This window comes from Loktanella sp. 3ANDIMAR09, from assembly GCF_001420005.1.
Taxonomy (GTDB): Bacteria; Pseudomonadota; Alphaproteobacteria; order Rhodobacterales; family Rhodobacteraceae; genus Loktanella.
In genome coordinates, this window is record NZ_LJAK01000001.1 from 82917 (window position 1) to 100384 (window position 17468).

The following is a 17468-nucleotide window of genomic DNA, read 5'->3' on the forward strand; positions in this document are numbered from 1 at the left end:
CAAGAACAGGGCCCCGGCGGAAACGTCGGGGCCCTTTTTTTGGTCGGCAACGTGACAAATCGCCGGCGCGGTTTAGCTTTTGGGACACACAAACCGGAGAAACATCATGCGCATTGCCATTTGCCTTCTTGCAACACTCACTCTTGTAGCATGTGGTACAACGACAGGCATGACGACGCCTGCCGCGATCGACGCCCCCAGCGGGGCTGACGCGGAAACTGCAACCCTGGGCAACACCGTCATCAACTAAGACGGAGACCCCGACCTTGAGGAAACGAGCATGACAAAGATTATATTGACCGTCGCGGCACTGGCCGCACTGACAGCCTGCGCCCGGAACGTGCCAACCGGCAACGGCACCGTGGTGATCCCCACGCCCATCATGGCCGAACCCACGATGAACAAACTCTGACACGACCGCCGGGCGACCCCGCGTCGCCCGGCTGTGCTGCTCTTTAGAGCAGTTTCAGCGCAATCAGGACCCAGACCGACAGGACCACGCCGCAGGTCAGGGCATAACCGCCATTCCATCGCAGGCCGACGTGGCTTGCCGATACTTTGCCGTATTGTGCGATCAGCAGGGTGGATGCGGTATAGGGCGATGTTGCCCCGCTTAGCGCCCAACCGCCCGTGATTGCGACAATGAACGCCGCAGGCGCGGCACCGATTTCCGCCGGGGCGGGCAGCAACGGCGCAAGCAGCGATACCGACAGGATCGGGTTCATCCCGAACTGTCCTGCCAGTGGAATGGTCCAGAACAGGACCAGCAGCACCACCGGCGCAGGCACCGATGACAGGTCGATGCCGGACGACGCGATAACAGGCGACAAAAGGGCAGCGCCCAGCGACCCGATGAAACCCGCCATCGCCAGCAAGACGATTTCCGACCTGTTTCCGGGCAATTCGGTCATGGCATAATCCCGCGCCCGTCCCGCGACATGCAGCACCGGATGCCGGTGATGGTTCAGCACGTCCTGTTCCCCCATCCATAGCACGGCGATCACAGGCACAACGATCATCACGACCCCGACCACGCGGACCCCGGTCCACAAATGCAGGCCCAGCGTCACCGCCCCGATGACCAGCAACAATGTCAGCAAAGGCATCAACCGACGCAACCACGTGCCCTCTGGCGGGTCGAATGTCGCCGCAGGGCCACTGATGCGCGGCTTGAAGATGCTGTCCATCGCCCATCCGATGCAAACCAGAATCACACCCGACACGGCGCAGGGCAGCACGGCCCCGGCCCAGGTCGCGCCGGGGATCAGCTGGGTCGAGATCGCCATGGAAAACGCCAGCGGCGACCAGGGCAAGGTTGCGATGAACCCGCGCTGGATCGCGACCAGCATGCGGCGCAAACGATGCCCGCGGCGTTCGGGATTCGGTTCCGACGTCACGCTCTGCGCGGCAAGCCCCCCCAAGAGCTGGATCGCGCCGTACATCAGGATCAACCCGAACAAGCCGCCGCCAGCAGTCAGCGCCAGATAACGCCGTCCCGGCGGCTGAGAAGCGAGAAATTCACCTGTCTTGACGATCGGGGCCGAGGTCAGCGCCGCACTGCGCAGTGTTGTCAGCGCAGCAAAAAACCCGGTGATGAAACTGACCAGCATCACCGCCTCGGTGATCGCCCTGCGGCCATCCGGCAAGACCACCAACGCGATCATCGTCAAAACGATGCCGATGATCAGGAACACCCGCCGCGACCATGGAATATGGGCCGCGAACAGGGCCAGCGCCGCCACGCTGGACACCATCGAGACATGCAGAAAAACATCGCCGCCACCCCATTCGTAGGTGCCGCGCGCGATCATGGTCACGATCAGCAGCAGGCCACCAATCGCATCTGTCAGTATGAATCGTTGCATGGGTGCCTGCCTCTGGGTCAGGCTATGGATAGACGGGATAAATGCCGATCAAAACCCCGCATGAATAGCGACGCTGCCCCGAACATTCCGACGCCGTGACAGACACGGGTTTCGGACCGCGCAAGATGTTGCGCGGTCCGACAAGCGATCAAAAGTCGAGGTTTTCGACGTTCAGCGCGTTGTCCTGAATGAATTCGCGGCGTGGTTCGACCACATCGCCCATCAGCTTGGTGAACAGGTCGTCAGCCTCGGCCACGTCCTGCACCTTGACCTGCAACAGCGTGCGCGCATCCGGGTCCAGCGTGGTTTCCCACAACTGGTCCGGGTTCATCTCGCCCAGCCCCTTGTAGCGTTGCAACGTCAGTCCACGCTCACCTTCTTCGAGGATGGCGGCCAACAGGTCCAGCGGTCCGTTGATCAACTGGTGACGATCCTTGCGATGCAGCGTCGCGGGCAGTTCGTAGACATCCCGCAGCGCCTGCGTGAACGTGCCTGTCTTGCGGGCCTCACCGGACCGCAACAGACCACCGTCCAGCGTACGGACCTCTTCGACGCCGCGCAGAATGCGGGCCAGACGGATGCCGTGATCCTGCGTGATCCGTCCCTGCCAGCCGCGTTCCCATTCCAGCGCGATCAGGTTCAGGCGGGCCGCGACCTTGTCCGCGACACCTTGCAGGTCCTCGGACACCGCGCCGGGCGCAAAGGCCCCCGCGATGGCAGCCTGTTCCAGAATGTGACGCGGGTAATGGGTCGGGAACGCGTCCAGCACGCGGCGCAGACTGCGTGCATCCTCGACCACGCGACGCAGGTCCTGCCCGGTGATTTCCTCGCCGTTGCCCTGCCGGAGCATGGCGCCCTCGATCCCCTGTTCGATCAGGTATTCGTCCATCGCGGCCTGATCCTTGAGGTAGACCTCGGACTTGCCGCGCTGCACTTTGTATAGCGGCGGCTGCGCGATATAGAGGTAACCGCCCTCGATCAGCTCGGGCATCTGGCGGAAAAAGAACGTCAGCAGCAGCGTGCGGATATGCGCGCCGTCAACGTCAGCGTCGGTCATGATGATGACCTTGTGATAGCGCAGTTTGGCGATGTTGAATTCGTCACGCCCAATCCCGGTGCCCAGCGCCATGACGAGGTTGCCGATCTCCTGGCTGCCCAGCATCCGGTCGAACCGGGCGCGTTCGACGTTCAGGATCTTGCCCTTCAGCGGCAGGATCGCCTGCGTGCCACGGTCACGGCCCGTCTGGGCGGATCCACCGGCGGAATCACCCTCGACCAGAAAGACTTCGGTCTTGGTCGGGTCCTTTTCGGAACAATCCTTCAGCTTGCCCGCAAGAAAGTTCACGTCCATCGGGTTCTTGCGCCGGGTCAGTTCGCGCGCCTTGCGGGCCGCCTCGCGCGCCAATGCGGCCTCGACGATTTTGCCGACAATGACCTTGGCGATCTGGGGATTTTCCTCGAACCATTCGGCCAGTTTTTCACCGACAAGGTTTTCGACCGCGGGCCGCACCTCGGATGACACCAGCTTGTCCTTGGTCTGGCTGGAAAACTTGGGGTCGGGCACTTTGACCGACAGGACGCAGGTCAGACCTTCGCGCGCATCGTCACCGGTAAAGGATACCTTTTCCTTTTTCGCGATCCCACTGGACTGGGCATAATTGTTGATCGTGCGGGTCAGCGCGGCGCGGAAACCGGCCATATGCGTGCCGCCGTCGCGCTGCGGAATGTTGTTGGTGAACGGCAGCACCATCTCGTTATAGCTGTCGTTCCACCACATCGCGACCTCGACACCGATGTCGTCACGCTCGCCCTTGACGTAGATCGGCTCTGGCAGGATCGAGGATTTCGACCGGTCGAGGTATTTGACGAATTCCTTGACGCCGCCGTCGTAGTATAGCTCGGTCCGCAGAGGCTCTGCCGGGCGCTCGTCCTCGACGATGATGCGGACACCGGAGTTCAGGAACGCCAACTCGCGCAGACGTTTTTCCAGCGTGTGAAAATCGTAGTCGCGGTTGCTGAATGTTTCCGTGCTGGCCAGGAACCGCACCTCGGTCCCCTTGCGCCCGTTCGCATCGCCGACCACGCGCAGGCTCTCGGTGGTGTAACCGCCCTCAAACCGGGCGAAATGTTCCTTGCCGTTGCGCCAGATGCGCAGCTCGAGATAGTCGGACAGCGCGTTCACGACCGACACACCGACACCGTGCAGACCGCCCGACACCTTGTATGAATTCTGGTCGAATTTGCCGCCGGCATGCAGCTGGGTCATGATGACTTCTGCCGCTGACACGCCTTCTTCCTTGTGCATGTCGACGGGAATGCCGCGCCCGTTGTCGCCCACGGAAATCGATCCGTCGGCGTGAATTTTCACATAAACATGGTCGGCATGACCGGCGAGCGCCTCGTCGATGCCGTTGTCCACCACCTCATAGACCATGTGGTGCAGGCCCGACCCGTCATCGGTGTCACCAATGTACATGCCAGGGCGTTTGCGTACAGCCTCCAACCCCTTGAGAACCTTGATGGAATCGGCACCATAGGCGGTGTTTTCAGCGTTGTCGTCGACCATGCGGAATTATCCTTGTTCTTATCCGCAAAATATATGCGTTTTCGCAGGTCCTGTCACCCGCAAACCCCCATATTTTGTGGTCAGACAAAGGGTATCGCCAGTCCCACGGCGATCAGCAAACCGCCTGCTATCCGGTTGGTCCGGCGCAGTGCGACAGGCGAAGTCAGCAGCGCCCGCGCTCGCCCGAAAAAGAACGCCAGGATCAGGTTGCCCATCAACGGCACCACAAAGGACGCGGTGCAGATCGCGACCACGTCCCAGCGCGTCAGCGCCCCCAGATCAAAGAACCCCGGCAGTACCCCCATGTAGAACAGTACCGCCTTTGGATTGCCCAGGATCACGGCCAGCCCCGCCAGAAACCCCGCCCACATGCCTGGCCGTGTCAGCCGAGAGTTCGACGCCACGCCGCTGCCCGCGTTACGGATCACCAGCCACCCCATCACCAGGAACGTGATGCAGGCCACCCAGCGCAGGACGGTCATGAAATCCGCATAGACCGACACGACCCAGGACACCCCGAGGATCGCCAGCAAGGGCCACAGCACGTCGCCCACGACAACGCCCAGCGCCAATGGCCAGGCCGCGTTGAACCCACCCGACATGGTGCGCGCGATCAATGCAACCCAGACCGGTCCCGGCGTCAGGAACAACGCAAAGAGCGCGCCAACATAAAGCGCCATGTCGCCAGCCGAGATCGTCAAAACAGATGGCCCACCAGATCGACCCGGGCCTGGAAATCCCATGTCTTGCCCCGCAGCGGCAGGATCATCAGCCCGTCATCTACCCGTGACTTCATCCCTTGGGTCTGCGCGTCGTCCAGCAGCGCGTAGATCAGCGTGTTGTTGGCCCGCAGAAACCCGTGGCCCGCGTAGATCGGCCGGTCACCGAACAGCAGGACAAATTCCGCAAGCGACGCACGCGCCTGCGTCACGGCCTCTGCCAAGAGCGCGCCTGCAATACCCTGCCCGCGACATGCGGGATCGGTCGCCACCTCGGCCAGGCCGATGATCGGCACCAGCCGTGGTCCCAGCCGGATGTCGCGCATCAGCAGCGCCACATGCCCCAGGATGTCGCCATTCCGGCGCGCCACGATCCGCAGGTGGTGGCGCTGCTTGAAAAATGAGCGCCCATCGAAACCGGGCCCGAACGCACGGTCAAGCAGGGCCGCGATTGCGCGGTCATCCTGCGCGGTCAGCGCCATTTCGGGAATGACATCAATCTGCATGGCTTGCCTCCGGTATCACCGCTGACGCACCATCGCTGTCGGTCACGCGCAGGTATTGCCCGCGCGCGCCCAGCGCGTCAAACAACCCCGGTTCCGTTCCCGTCATCCAGGCCTGTGCGCCCAGCGCACAGATCTCGTCATAGAGTGCCGCCCGCCGGTCCGCATCCAGATGCGCCGCAACCTCGTCCAGCAGCAGGATCGGCGGCTGCCCGGTATCGCGGGCCAGCGCACGCGCATTGGCGAGGATCAGACTGATCAGCAACGCCTTCTGCTCGCCCGTCGAACAGTCGCGCGCTGGCACCCCCTTGGCCGCATAGATCGCATCCAGATCGCTGCGGTGTGGCCCCGACAACGTGCGCCCTGCCGCCATGTCACGCCCCCGCCCGTCCTGAAACGCCGCCAAAAGCGCCTCTGCACCCTCGGCCATGATCTCTCCGGTATCCGCCAGTGCCAGTTCGGCAATCGGAAATGCCGTCGCGGCCCCGTCCTGTGCGGCAATCAGGGCCGCAACACAGATCGCGCGGTTGGCCTGCACCGCGGCCCCGGCTTCGGCCATCTGCTGTTCCAGCGCGCCATACCAGTGGGCGTCGCGCACCATGTCTTTCAGCAGGCGGTTGCGTTCACGCATCGCACGCTCGTAGCGCAGGCTCGCCTCGGCGTGGTCAGGGACGAACGACAGCGTTGCGCGATCCAGAAACCGGCGACGTCCCTCGGCCCCTTCGATCCACAATCGATCCATTGCGGGGATCAGCCACAACACGCGCAGAACCGACGCCAGCGCCGTCTGCGTCGCGCTCTTGCCATCGATGGTGACGCTGCGCGACGCCATCCCCTCGGCCCCGGTGACCAGTTCGGTCACATGGCCGCGGCTGGTCAGCTCTGCTGTTACCTTCCAGCCCAGTGCCTCGGGCTTGCGCGCCACATCACCCGTTTGTGCCCGCCGCAGACCGCGGCCCGGCGACAGATAGGAAATCGCCTCGATCAGGTTGGTCTTGCCCGCACCGTTCGGCCCGTGAATGGCCACGGGGCGTGGATCGACCCGCAGCTCTGCCCGCTTGTGCGACCTGAAATGCGACAGCCGCAAATGCGTGACCGCCAGACTGCTCACGCAGCACCCCCGGTTCTTCTGGTCAAAAATATCCCCGCCGGAGGCATCGGATAATCGTCAGATTATCCGATCAAACCCGCATCGGCATCACGACGTAAACCGCAGAGGTGTCGTTCCCTTCGCGCATCAGGGTCGGATCACCGGACGAGTTGAACAGGAACACCGCGTTCTCGCGATCCACCTGGCTTGCGATTTCCAGCAGGTATTTCGCGTTGAACCCGATTTCCAGCCGCTCGTCGCTATAGGCCACGGCCAGCTCTTCTTCGGCGTTGCCGCTGTCGGGGGCATTCACCGACAGGATCAGGCGATCCTCGTCCAGTTGAAGCTTCACGGCACGCGACCGCTCGGAACTGACGGTCGCAACCCGGTCCACCGCCTTGGCAAACTCAGAGGCATCGACTTCCATCTTGCGGGTGTTGCCGGTCGGAATGACGCGGGTGTAGTCGGGGAATGTCCCGTCGATCACCTTGGACGTCAACGTGATGTCAGGGGTGGCGAACCGCACCTTGGTCTCGGACACCGACACGGCCACCTGCAAATCGTCGTCATCCAGCAGCTTGCGCAGCTCGCCCACGGTCTTGCGCGGGACGATCACACCGGCCATGCCGGATGCGCCCTGTGGCAGATCCGCGTCGATGCGCGCCAGCCGGTGACCGTCGGTCGCGACACAGCGCAGAACCTTGCCGCCCTCGCCATCCGCCTCGTGCATGTAGACACCGTTGAGGTAATAGCGCGTCTCTTCGGTCGAGATCGCGAATTTCGCCTTGTCGAACAGGCGACGCAGCACGGGGGCCGGCGCGCTGAAGTTGGTGGTGTAATCGGATGTCGCCATCACCGGGAAATCTTCGCGCGGCAGCGTCGCCAGCTGGAAATTCGAACGGCCTGCCTGAATCGTCAGACGTCCGGAGGCCGTATCCTCGGACAAGGTGACCAGCGCCCCGTCCGGCAATTTGCGCACGATCTCGTTCAATGTGACGGCAGCGACCGTTGTCGCACCGGCGCGGTCAACCTTGGCAGGCGCGCGATCCACCACCTCGATATCGAGGTCGGTCGCGCGGAACTGCACGGTGTCGCCTTCGGCCTCGATCAGGACGTTGGCCAGAATCGGGATGGTATTGCGCCGCTCGACGACCGATTGCGCCTGTGCAACCGCCTTGAGTAGGCTGGCCCGTTCGATGCTGAATTTCATGGTCGTCCCCGTCGTTGACCGGCCACCCGCGGGCCGGACCGTGACGCTACTGCTTTTCGGCTCCGACTCAAGGGTTTTTCAAACGATTTATCCGCTGTGTGGCTACTCTTCCAATGCGCGGCGCAGGTTTTCCAGATCATCCGCGATCTGGCTATCGGTTTGGGCCAGATCCTCGATCTTGCGCACCCCGTGCATCACGGTCGTGTGGTCCCGCTTGCCGAACCGGCGCCCGATGTCGGGCAGCGACCGGCTGGTCATGGTTTTCGACAGATACATCGCCACCTGACGCGGCCGGGCAAAGCTGCGGACGCGTTTCGGCCCCAGCATGTCGGACAGGCGAATGTGGTAGTAATCGCTGACCTTGCGCTGGATTTCCTCGACAGTGACCTTGCGGTCGTTGGCACGCAGGATATCCGCCAGACAGTCGATCGTCTGATCCATGTCGATATCCAGCCCCACCAGGCTTGCGTGGGCGAACAGACGGACCAATGCGCCCTCCAGAACACGCACGTTCGTCGTGATCCGCTGGGCCAGGAATTCCAGTACGCCGGGCGCAACCTTCAGTTCAGGATAGATGTCCTGCTGCTGGGCCACCTTGGACTGCAACACGCCTAGGCGCAGTTCGTAATCCGTCGGGTGCAGGTCGATCACCAGACCGCATTGCAGGCGCGACCGCATGCGGTCTTCCATGTTCTTGATTTCACCGGGCGCGCGGTCGCCGGACAGAATGACCTGCTTGCGCGCGTCGACCAGCGCGTTGAACGTGTGAAAGAATTCTTCCTGTGTCGAATCCTTGCCGCCCATGAACTGGACGTCATCGACCAGCAACACATCGACAGACCGCAAAAGATGCTTGAATTCCATCATCTTGCGTTCGCGCAATGCGGTGATGAACCGATACATGAACCGTTCGGCCGACAGATACAGCACGTTCAGCTCTGGCTGGCGCAGGCGAATCTCGTTGGCGATGGCGTGCATCAGGTGGGTCTTGCCCAGGCCGACGCCGGAATACAGGAACAGCGGGTTGAACGTGACGGGACCGCCCTCGGCCACACGGCGTGCAGCGGCATGCGCCAGCTCGTTGGGCTTGCCCACGACGAAATTGTCGAATGTCATCTGCGGGTCCAGCGGCAGGCCCAGCGGGTCTGAATCGTGGCCGAAATCGGCGGTCGATGACTTGGCAGTGGCCGCCTTGACCGGTTGCGCCTCGGACGGGTTCGCCTGACGATCGGCATTCACGCCAAACCGCAGGCGGCTGACCTCTTGGCCGTTACGGTTGAAACTGTAGATGATCATATCGCCGAAATGCTGTTCGACGTAATTTCCGATAAAGGCCGTCGGCACATCAAAGGACACGACGCCATCGGAAACACCCGCATATTCCAAAGAGGCAATCCAGCTTTGGAATTTTGCCTTGCTCATGCTGTTCCGTAGATCGTCCTGTACCCGTCCCCACGCGGTCGCTTCGCCCATTTTGCCTGCCCTGTTTCCCAAATCATCTCGACAGGGTCTCCCTGCCGCGCCGCACATCAGACCGAGGCGGATTGCGCAACACCAAGCGCCTAACCTTGGACATCACGCCATCGCCGTCTTGTTCACGCCAACGGATCGGATGATCCGTCACCGCCTTGCGTGGGATACACGGACTGTGCAGACGCGGGTGCGCAGAGCACCCGGACACAGACACAGAACAAGCGTTCGCACGAAATGAATTTCGCGCGCTGATCCTCGCTTTTCTGTCGAAAGCACGACGCCTAAGGAACACATCGCTGGGCCGCCGCATACCGGCGCAAACCCGTTCCTGTTTGGTCGCGGCCCTCCATGTTCCCCCCGGAACGAAGTGAATCGCTGGGTGAAGTTAGCAAGGTGTCAGAGGGCATCACAACCATAACAACGCGCTTGACTCACGACTCCGTGCGAAAGAATCCCTGACCCCTTTGAAACGTCACAAATTTTTTACAGCGGCGACTCAGGCATGAAAAAAGCGCGCCCCGGCAGGAGCGCGCTTGATCGTCGTCAATGGGCCACAGCGGCCCCAGAATCAGCCCAGAGCTTTGACGCGGCTGGCCAGGCGGGACATCTTGCGTGCCGCTGTGTTCTTGTGGACGACACCCTTGGTGACGCCGCGCATCAGCTCGGGCTGTGCGGCCTTCAGGGCAGCAGCAGCAGCGGCCTGATCGCCAGAGGCGATGGCCTCTTCGACGGTGCGCAGGAATGTGCGGATACGCGAACGGCGCATCTTGTTGACGGCAAAACGGGCTTCGTTCTGTTTTGCGCGCTTCTTGGACTGTGGTGTATTGGCCATGCTGGGCTTCCTTCGGGTCGATCAAATACTGTTATAGCGCCTGAACGGCCCGCCCGGGTTTTCACCTACCGGGTTGATCTGCCAAAGCGGGCATCACGCGCATGTAGGGCGGCGTATAAGGGGCGCCGCCCCGTTTGGAAACCCCTTACTTGTCGCGGAACTGCGCCTCGCGCTTTTCCTGAAACGCCGCCATGCCCTCTTTCTGGTCCTGCGTCGCAAACAGGCCATAGAAGGTGCGCCGTTCGTAATTCAGGCCCTCGGCCAGCGAAACCTCGAAGGACCGGTTCACCGTGTCCTTGACCGCCATGGACGCAAGCAGCGACTTTGCCGCTATTTTGGCCGCGGCACCGCGCGCCTCGTCCATCAGCTTTTTCGCAGGCACCACACGGCTGACCAAACCAGAGGCCAGCGCCTCTTCGGCATCCATGAACCGTCCCGTCAGGTTCATGTCCATCGCCTTGGCCTTGCCAACAGCATGCGCCAGACGCTGCGTGCCGCCCATGCCGGGGATGACGCCCAGGTTGATTTCGGGCTGACCGAACTTGGCCGTATCGGCCGCGATGATGAAATCGCACATCATCGCCAATTCGCAACCGCCACCCAACGCATAGCCTGCAACAGCGGCGATCACGGGCTTGCGGATCGCGGTGATGCGTTCGGACTGCGCCTGGAAATAGGCCTGGCCGACCATGTCGACATAGGACTTGTCTGCCATTTCGGTGATATCCGCACCGGCAGCAAAGGCCTTTTCCGATCCGGTGACGATGATGCAGCGGGTCTGGTCGGACCCATCGGCCTCTTCCAGCGCCTGGCACAATTCCTGAAGCAATTGCTGATTGAGGGCGTTCAGCGCGTCAGGACGGTTCAATGTGATAACCGTGATGTCATCGCTGGTGTCGACTGTGATGGTCTCAAAGGCCATGCGGCACTCCGTTTGATCGGGTCATTTGGTCGTGTCAGGCAACCGTGTTGCTTCAAACGCGCGCGGCGATCAAGCTATCTTTGACAGCCCGGGCAAAAGAACGAGGACCGCCCGGACTGGACGATACGGTCAATGACGCCGGGGCAGCCGTCACGCGTGCAGGGGGCGCCCTCGCGGTCATAAACGGCAAAGCCATGCTGAAAATATCCAAGCTCGCCATCCGCTTGGCGGTAGTCGCGCAGACTGGACCCGCCCGCTGCGATCGCCTCTTGCAGCACCTGCCGGACCAGCGGCACGAGGCCCGCAATCCGCGCGGCCGAGATGCGCCCTGCCTTGCGCGCGGGATGGATTCCCGCCCGGTGCAGCACCTCGCACACGTAGATATTGCCCAGACCCGCGACGATTCGCTGGTCCAGCAATGCCGATTTGATCGGCGTGTTCCGCCCCTTCAACCGATCAACCAGGTATGTTTCGTTGAACTGGTTGGAAAAGGGTTCCGGCCCCAGATCACGCATCAGCCAATGCGCATCCGCCTCTGCCGTGGGCATCAGGTCCATCGCCCCGAACCGGCGCGCGTCGTTGAACGTGATCCGCGCGCCCTGCCCCATGTGGAACACAACGTGATCGTGTTTTGCCGGAGCCGGATGGGGGTGATGGAATTCCCCTACCGTATGGCCCGAAATCAGCATTCGACCCGACATCCCCAGATGGATCAACAGTGTTTCGTCACTGTCCAGATCGGCCAGAATATATTTTGAACGCCGCCGCAAACCACGCACGGTCGCCCCTGTCAGCCGGTCCGCCATCCTGTCGGGAAACGGCCAGCGCAGGTCCGGGCGATTGACCTCGGCCCGCTGGATCAGCTGGCCCTCCATCACCGGGGACAGCCCGGCGCGCACGGTCTCGACTTCTGGCAATTCGGGCATGCAGTGTTCCTATGTGTCGCACGACGTTGTAGGTGGGTTGCGGCGTCCTACATCTGGGGCGAGACGAGAAGGACGACAACCCATGACCGACGGACCCAATACCACGCATTTCGGCTTTGAAACCGTCGATGAGGACCAGAAGGCGGGCCGCGTCAGGGGTGTGTTTTCGTCTGTCGCATCGAAATACGACATCATGAACGATGTCATGTCAGGCGGAATCCATCGCATCTGGAAGGATGCGATGATGGACTGGCTGGCCCCGCGCGCCGGTCAGCGACTGCTGGATGTGGCAGGCGGCACCGGCGATATTTCGTTTCGATTCCTGCGCCGCGCGGGGTCTGGGCACGCCACCGTGCTCGATCTGACCGAACCCATGCTGATCGAGGGCCGCAAACGGGCCGAGGCGGAACGCATGGCCGGTCAATTGGACTGGGTGGTGGGCGACGCGATGGCGCTGCCGTTCGAGGACAACACCTTTGACGTCTACACCATCAGTTTCGGCATCCGGAACGTGACCCGCCCCCAAGAGGCCCTGAACGAGGCATACCGCGTCCTGCGCCCCGGGGGCCGCCTCATGGTGCTGGAATTCAGCCAGCTGCCGAACCCCATGATGCAAAAAGCATATGACGCCTACAGCTTTAACGTCATCCCGCGGATGGGCCAGATGATCGCCGGTGATCGCGACAGCTATCAGTACCTTGTCGAATCGATCCGCAAGTTTCCCGATCAGGAGACATTTCTGGGGATGGTGCGGCAGGCAGGGTTTGAAAACGCCAAATATCGCAACCTGACGATGGGTGTCGCTGCCCTTCACTCTGGCTGGAAACTCTGATCCGTGCGCGGCCCGCATAACATCATCCGCCTGATCCGCACCGGCGCCACGCTGGAACGCACCGGCGCGATGCGTGTGATCATGGACGCATTCGAGGTCGGACCACTCTTGCGCGGTGTCGTCCGCGGCGTGGTCTGGCCGTTCAAATGGCTGGGCTACAAGGGTGACGTGACCATGCCGCCCGCGCCGCGCGCTCTGACGGCACTTGGCCCCGCCTACATCAAGTTCGGACAGGTCCTGTCGACCCGACCCGATGTCGTCGGCAATGAAATGGCGACGCAACTGCGCGTCCTGCAGGACAAATTGCCGCCGTTCTCCCTCGCTGAGGCCCGCGCCGAGGTGCGCCGCGAACTGGGGGTCGAGGTCGAGGATATTTTTTCCAGTTTCTCCGACCCGGTTGCCGCCGCGTCCTTGGCGCAGGTGCACAAGGCCACGCTGGCCGCCACCGGCGAGGATGTCGCCGTCAAGATCCTGCGCCCGGGCATCGAACGCGCCTTTCGCCGTGACATTGACGCGTTTTATTTCGCTGCACGCTTTGTCGAGGTGCTTTCGCCCGCATCGCGCAGGCTGAAACCGATGGACGTGATCACCCATTTCGAAGGTGTGGTCATGGGCGAATTGGACCTGCGCCTCGAAAGTTCGGCCGCGGCGGAATTTGCCGCCAACACCGAAAACGACGCCGGGTTTCATGTGCCGCGCATTCGCTGGGACCTGTCGGGGCGCCGCGTGATGACGCTGGACTGGGCCGAAGGCATCGGGGCCGGCGATATCGACGCACTGGACGCCGCAGGGCTGGACCGCAAGGCAATCGCTGACCGCGTGCTGACATTATTCCTCAACCATGCGCTGCGCGACGGTTTCTTTCATGGCGACATGCACCAGGGGAACCTGAAAATTCGCGCCGATGGCACGATCATCGCATATGATTTCGGGATCATGGGCCGGATCGACAGCTATACCCGAAGGGTCTATGCGGAAATCCTGTTCGGCTTTATCCGGCAGGACTATCAGCGCGTGGCCGAGGTCCATTTCGAGGCAGGTTATGTCCCTGCCGACAAGGACGTGGATGAATTCGCCCGCGCCCTGCGTGCCGTCGGAGAGCCGATTTTCGGTATGGACGCCAGCCGCATCTCCATGGCCCGACTCTTGTCTTACCTGTTCGAGGTGACCGAACGTTTCGGGATGGAAACCCGGACCGAACTGATCCTTTTGCAACGCACCATGGTCGTCGTCGAAGGTGTGGCGCGCACCCTCGATCCCAACATGAATATCTGGCAGTCGGCCAAGCCCGTGGTCACCGATTACGTCAGCAAAAGCATCGGGCCGCGCGCCCTCCTTGATGATCTGCGTCGCACCGCGATCATCCTTGCGCGGTTCGGGCCGCAGTTGCCCCGCCTCGCCGAAGAGGCGCTGATCCGTCTGAACAACCCACCGCCACCGCCGCGTCCGCAACGTCGCATTGCGCGCATCTCTTGGGCCGCGCTGGGTGCAACGATCGTTGGTCTGCTCTGGCTTGCAGAGAGCATCCTTTAACGCGGCCGAATCGCAGGATCACGCACGGCGGTCACCTCTGCTGCGGGAACCTTCTGCCCCGAGGCGAGCAGGATCATGTTCTGACCGTTTTCAACCCGCACTTCGGCAATGGTCCCGTAAATTCCGACAGGGTCCTGTGACAACACCTCGCCGCCACGCAGGCTGACCGTTTCGAAACTGTAGCGCCCGTTTGGCAGCGGCGCACCGTCAGCCGTAGCGCCAGCCCATGTCAGCGGATCGTTCCCAACGGGAATGGGGATGCGCTGTAGCTCATTCCCACTGACATCGCGGACAATCAGCCGCGCGTCCTGCGCCCCGCCCGGCATGATCGGATTGATCGTGATCGGTGTGCCGTCGAACAGGACCGCACCTTCGGTCCGCGCTTCCAAGCCGACCCAGCCTGCGAGTTGCGACAAACCGCCGGCGGCCAATTGTCCTGTCATGATTCGCAGCAGATCGTTGGTCTGAACCTGCTGTTCGACCCCCGAAAACGTGGCAAGCTGCGTCGCGTAGTCGGCCGAATCCACCGGGTCGAGAGGGTCCTGATTCTGCATCTGCACCGTCAACATCTTCAGGAACGTTTCAAAATCCGCGCTGATTGCGGTCTGCTCTGCCGCAGGCACGGCAGTCGCCGCCGTCTGGAATTGCTGGGACGTGGTTTGCGAAATTTCCATTCTACCTACCTTCAGAGCCTGAGGTCCAAACCGCCGATGCGTATCGGCGTCGGCTGTGGCTGGATCGGTTGATTGCTGCTCGAAACGGTCCCGATCTCGCTTGCGTTCTGCAGGTGCTCGGGCTGTCCCCTCGCGCGGTCATGCGCTGCACCGCCCGCGTCGAAATCCAGTTTGACCGATGTGTACCCCAAGGCACGCAGCTCTTGCTGCAGGACATCGACATGGCGGCGCATCAGGTCTGATGTTTCAGGCCGTTCCGTCAGCACATGGATCATCATGCCTTGATCCTGTGCGGTCAAAGTCATCCGGACGCGTCCCAGTTCAGCCGGGTTCAACGCCAACTCTACCGTGCGCTCGGCGGCCTGATTGATCGTGACCGCGATCTGCTGTGCCACCGACCCCGCAACCGGCGGCGCGACAGGCGGCCTTTGAACACTCTCTGCTTGCGTGTCGCCCACGCCAAAGCGAGCAGGCGCGAACGTCGTCATCAAGTCGGATCGGACGCCGCTCTCCGACGGCAATCCTGAATGGGCGAATTTCCAAAGGTCGATGGAATCAGGCGCGCCCCCAAAGGTCGAGGTGATCCCCTCAATAAGGCTATTTTTATCATATTGGTTTGAAATAGGAATTTCTTGGCCTTCGATCGACCCCTGTCGCTGTCCCGCCAGCGCGCGCTGGATGACCTGTTGGTCGATTGCCGACGGCGCGACGATCATATCGCCTGAAATTGCACCGATCAGAGGTGGCACGATGGGCACAGTCTTTGCTGCGTGCAAACCGACCGCAGACTGATCGTCCGGGTGCAAACGCAGGTCGGCGCGCGGCGAGGACGTTTGCGGCGTGGTCGCAAAACCGACAACTGTCTGCGCGACCGCACCTGCACTTGGGTTGAAAATGGTGGCCCCGGGTCTGATTTCATCAACAGTCTGAAAACGAACGCTTTTGTTCGAATCGCCCCCAAGAGATGGATCATTCTGCCTGTCCGATACTGCGACCTTTGGCACCGTTATATCGGCCAGGATCGATACTGGTTGTCCCGTCGATTCCTTTGACTTGGCAGTTGGTGCCTCAATGCCTTTGGCGGACGACAAGACTGCCGGATCGCCGTCGGAATCGATACGTTGCGCAGTCATGCCTTCTGCCGCGCCGGACCTGGGGCGGGGATCAACACGCACGGCACCGTCATGCGTGCTCGATAGTATTGGCATATCGGTGGATTCAGTCACCGCAGGCCGCGCCAAAGAGGCTTCGGCCGTTTGACCTTCTTCCTCGTTTTTTTGCGAAAGCAGCGACACCTCTTGATGAGCTGGTGTCGGCAGAACAACCTGCGGAACATGTCCGGATGCATCCGCATCAATGACATCGACCAAAAGAGCGGGCTCAGCTTCGTCGCCCGCCTCGACCACAGCGACCTTTACCTGACCTGGCATCGGCCAGACCTCGACGCTAACGGTCAGGAATTCGTCAAACGCAGGTGACGGCACCCTGACATCGCTGGCTGACAACACATCAGACAGCACCTGCCCCCTTGTCGTGCCAGGCCCTAGAGCGATCTGCATTGCGTCCTCCTTGTGAATATTGCGCTGTGATGAACCACAGAAGTTAGCAAATGTTTTACCCCGCTGCGCTTTGTTGGACAGATCGCAACAAGAGGTGCCATCGTGATCCACACCGCTATTCCACCCGTTCCGCCCAGGCAGTTGCCAGCCGCGACTGGTCAGGACGCCGATCTGATGCAGGCCGCCCGCAAGCTGGAGGCCACATTCCTTTCGGAAATGCTCAAATCCATGCAATTCGACGGGGCAGCCGGCCCATTCGGGTCCGGGCCCGGTTCCGATCAATTTTCATCGTTCCTGCGCGACGCACAGGCAGAAAAGATGGTGGCAGCCGGCGGCATCGGCATCGCCGAATCGCTCTTTCATGCCATGAAGGCACGCACCGATGACTGACCGGATCACCTCGCGTTGCGAAAACCTCCTCAAAGAGGAGTGGACCGCCTTGCGAACCGGCGATTTTGAAAAATTGCCCGGCCTGACCGCACGCAAGGATGCGCTGATCACGGAATTCATACAGCTTGCGCCCAATGGCGCGGCCCTGGCCCGAATGACCTGGTTGATGGACCGAAACGGCAAGCTGCTCGCGGCACGATGTGCGGGGATCAGGGCCGCGGCCGTGCGACTGGCCGAAACCAGATCCGTCAAGGACGGCCTCAGCCTCTATACCCAGTCGGGCCAAAAGGAACGAATCGATGCGTCAGGCCCACTCATGGAACGGCGCGCCTGAGTCTGGGGTGACCACAAAATTGCCCTGAAAAAACCTTGGG

The 17468-nt window shown here is 61.7% G+C and carries 17 protein-coding genes; 5 read left to right on the plus strand and 12 right to left on the minus strand.

Going from position 1 to position 17468, the window contains the following annotated elements; translation table 11 throughout:
* Positions 1 to 280 precede the first annotated feature (280 nt).
* The gene (locus AN189_RS19650; protein WP_301281423.1) at positions 281 to 412 is read left to right on the plus strand and encodes a hypothetical protein; all 132 of its coding nucleotides are present in this window, start codon (positions 281 to 283) and stop codon (positions 410 to 412) included.
* 43 nt (positions 413 to 455) lie between these two features.
* On the opposite strand, the gene AN189_RS00420 is transcribed toward AN189_RS19650, so the two are convergent.
* The 10 genes from AN189_RS00420 to mutM all read right to left on the minus strand — a co-directional run bounded on the left by AN189_RS00420 (position 456) and on the right by mutM (position 12106).
* The gene (locus AN189_RS00420; RefSeq protein WP_056029347.1) at positions 456 to 1865 is read right to left on the minus strand and encodes a hypothetical protein; all 1410 of its coding nucleotides are present in this window, start codon (positions 1863 to 1865) and stop codon (positions 456 to 458) included.
* 148 nt (positions 1866 to 2013) lie between these two features.
* Positions 2014 to 4431, minus strand: a complete 2418-nt coding sequence (gene gyrB, locus AN189_RS00425) for a DNA topoisomerase (ATP-hydrolyzing) subunit B (RefSeq protein ID WP_056029350.1) — start codon at positions 4429 to 4431, stop codon at positions 2014 to 2016.
* Positions 4432 to 4511: 80 nt separating this feature from the next.
* Positions 4512 to 5132: a LysE family translocator gene (locus AN189_RS00430; RefSeq protein WP_056029353.1), complete on the minus strand. Its 621-nt coding sequence runs from the start codon at positions 5130 to 5132 to the stop codon at positions 4512 to 4514.
* Entirely contained in the window at positions 5129 to 5656 is a 528-nt protein-coding gene (locus AN189_RS00435) for a GNAT family N-acetyltransferase (protein ID WP_056029356.1), read from the minus strand. The genes AN189_RS00430 and AN189_RS00435 overlap by 4 nt, the downstream gene beginning before the upstream one ends.
* Positions 5646 to 6764, minus strand: coding sequence for a DNA replication/repair protein RecF (gene recF, locus AN189_RS00440; RefSeq protein WP_056029361.1), 1119 nt, complete (start codon positions 6762 to 6764; stop codon positions 5646 to 5648). Before recF ends, AN189_RS00435 begins: the two co-directional genes overlap by 11 nt.
* Positions 6765 to 6834: 70 nt before the next feature.
* The gene (dnaN, locus tag AN189_RS00445) at positions 6835 to 7953 is read right to left on the minus strand and encodes a DNA polymerase III subunit beta (RefSeq protein ID WP_056029364.1); all 1119 of its coding nucleotides are present in this window, start codon (positions 7951 to 7953) and stop codon (positions 6835 to 6837) included.
* A 102-nt stretch (positions 7954 to 8055) separates the two neighbouring features.
* The gene (dnaA, locus tag AN189_RS00450) at positions 8056 to 9426 is read right to left on the minus strand and encodes a chromosomal replication initiator protein DnaA (protein ID WP_056029369.1); all 1371 of its coding nucleotides are present in this window, start codon (positions 9424 to 9426) and stop codon (positions 8056 to 8058) included.
* Positions 9427 to 9994: 568 nt separating this feature from the next.
* Positions 9995 to 10258 carry a 30S ribosomal protein S20 gene (gene rpsT / locus AN189_RS00455; protein ID WP_056029372.1) on the minus strand — a complete coding sequence of 88 codons (264 nt, stop codon included), beginning with the start codon at positions 10256 to 10258 and terminating at the stop codon, positions 9995 to 9997.
* Between the two features lie 145 nt (positions 10259 to 10403).
* Positions 10404 to 11180, minus strand: coding sequence for an enoyl-CoA hydratase (locus AN189_RS00460; RefSeq protein WP_056029375.1), 777 nt, complete (start codon positions 11178 to 11180; stop codon positions 10404 to 10406).
* 74 nt (positions 11181 to 11254) lie between these two features.
* Positions 11255 to 12106 carry a bifunctional DNA-formamidopyrimidine glycosylase/DNA-(apurinic or apyrimidinic site) lyase gene (gene mutM / locus AN189_RS00465; protein WP_056029378.1) on the minus strand — a complete coding sequence of 284 codons (852 nt, stop codon included), beginning with the start codon at positions 12104 to 12106 and terminating at the stop codon, positions 11255 to 11257.
* An 82-nt stretch (positions 12107 to 12188) separates the two neighbouring features.
* Here mutM and ubiE point away from each other — a divergent pair, with 82 nt between their 5' ends.
* The gene (gene ubiE / locus AN189_RS00470) at positions 12189 to 12938 is read left to right on the plus strand and encodes a bifunctional demethylmenaquinone methyltransferase/2-methoxy-6-polyprenyl-1,4-benzoquinol methylase UbiE (protein WP_056029381.1); all 750 of its coding nucleotides are present in this window, start codon (positions 12189 to 12191) and stop codon (positions 12936 to 12938) included.
* A gap of 3 nt (positions 12939 to 12941) precedes the next feature.
* Positions 12942 to 14471 carry a 2-polyprenylphenol 6-hydroxylase gene (ubiB, locus tag AN189_RS00475; protein WP_056029384.1) on the plus strand — a complete coding sequence of 510 codons (1530 nt, stop codon included), beginning with the start codon at positions 12942 to 12944 and terminating at the stop codon, positions 14469 to 14471.
* Here ubiB and AN189_RS00480 read toward each other — a convergent pair.
* The gene (locus AN189_RS00480; RefSeq protein WP_056029387.1) at positions 14468 to 15145 is read right to left on the minus strand and encodes a flagellar hook capping FlgD N-terminal domain-containing protein; all 678 of its coding nucleotides are present in this window, start codon (positions 15143 to 15145) and stop codon (positions 14468 to 14470) included. The two genes, ubiB and AN189_RS00480, sit on opposite strands and share 4 nt — an antisense overlap.
* A gap of 11 nt (positions 15146 to 15156) precedes the next feature.
* Positions 15157 to 16815 (minus strand): flagellar hook-length control protein FliK, encoded by a 1659-nt coding sequence (locus AN189_RS00485; protein ID WP_157057329.1) that lies wholly within the window; start codon positions 16813 to 16815, stop codon positions 15157 to 15159.
* Between AN189_RS00485 and AN189_RS00490 the strand changes: the two genes are divergently transcribed.
* Both AN189_RS00490 and AN189_RS00495 read left to right on the plus strand, forming a co-directional pair.
* Complete coding sequence (locus tag AN189_RS00490) at positions 16807 to 17094, plus strand: rod-binding protein (RefSeq protein ID WP_367379423.1); 288 nt, start codon at positions 16807 to 16809, stop codon at positions 17092 to 17094. The two genes, AN189_RS00485 and AN189_RS00490, sit on opposite strands and share 9 nt — an antisense overlap.
* Positions 17087 to 17428 carry a hypothetical protein gene (locus AN189_RS00495; RefSeq protein WP_056029393.1) on the plus strand — a complete coding sequence of 114 codons (342 nt, stop codon included), beginning with the start codon at positions 17087 to 17089 and terminating at the stop codon, positions 17426 to 17428. Before AN189_RS00490 ends, AN189_RS00495 begins: the two co-directional genes overlap by 8 nt.
* Positions 17429 to 17468 lie beyond the last annotated feature (40 nt).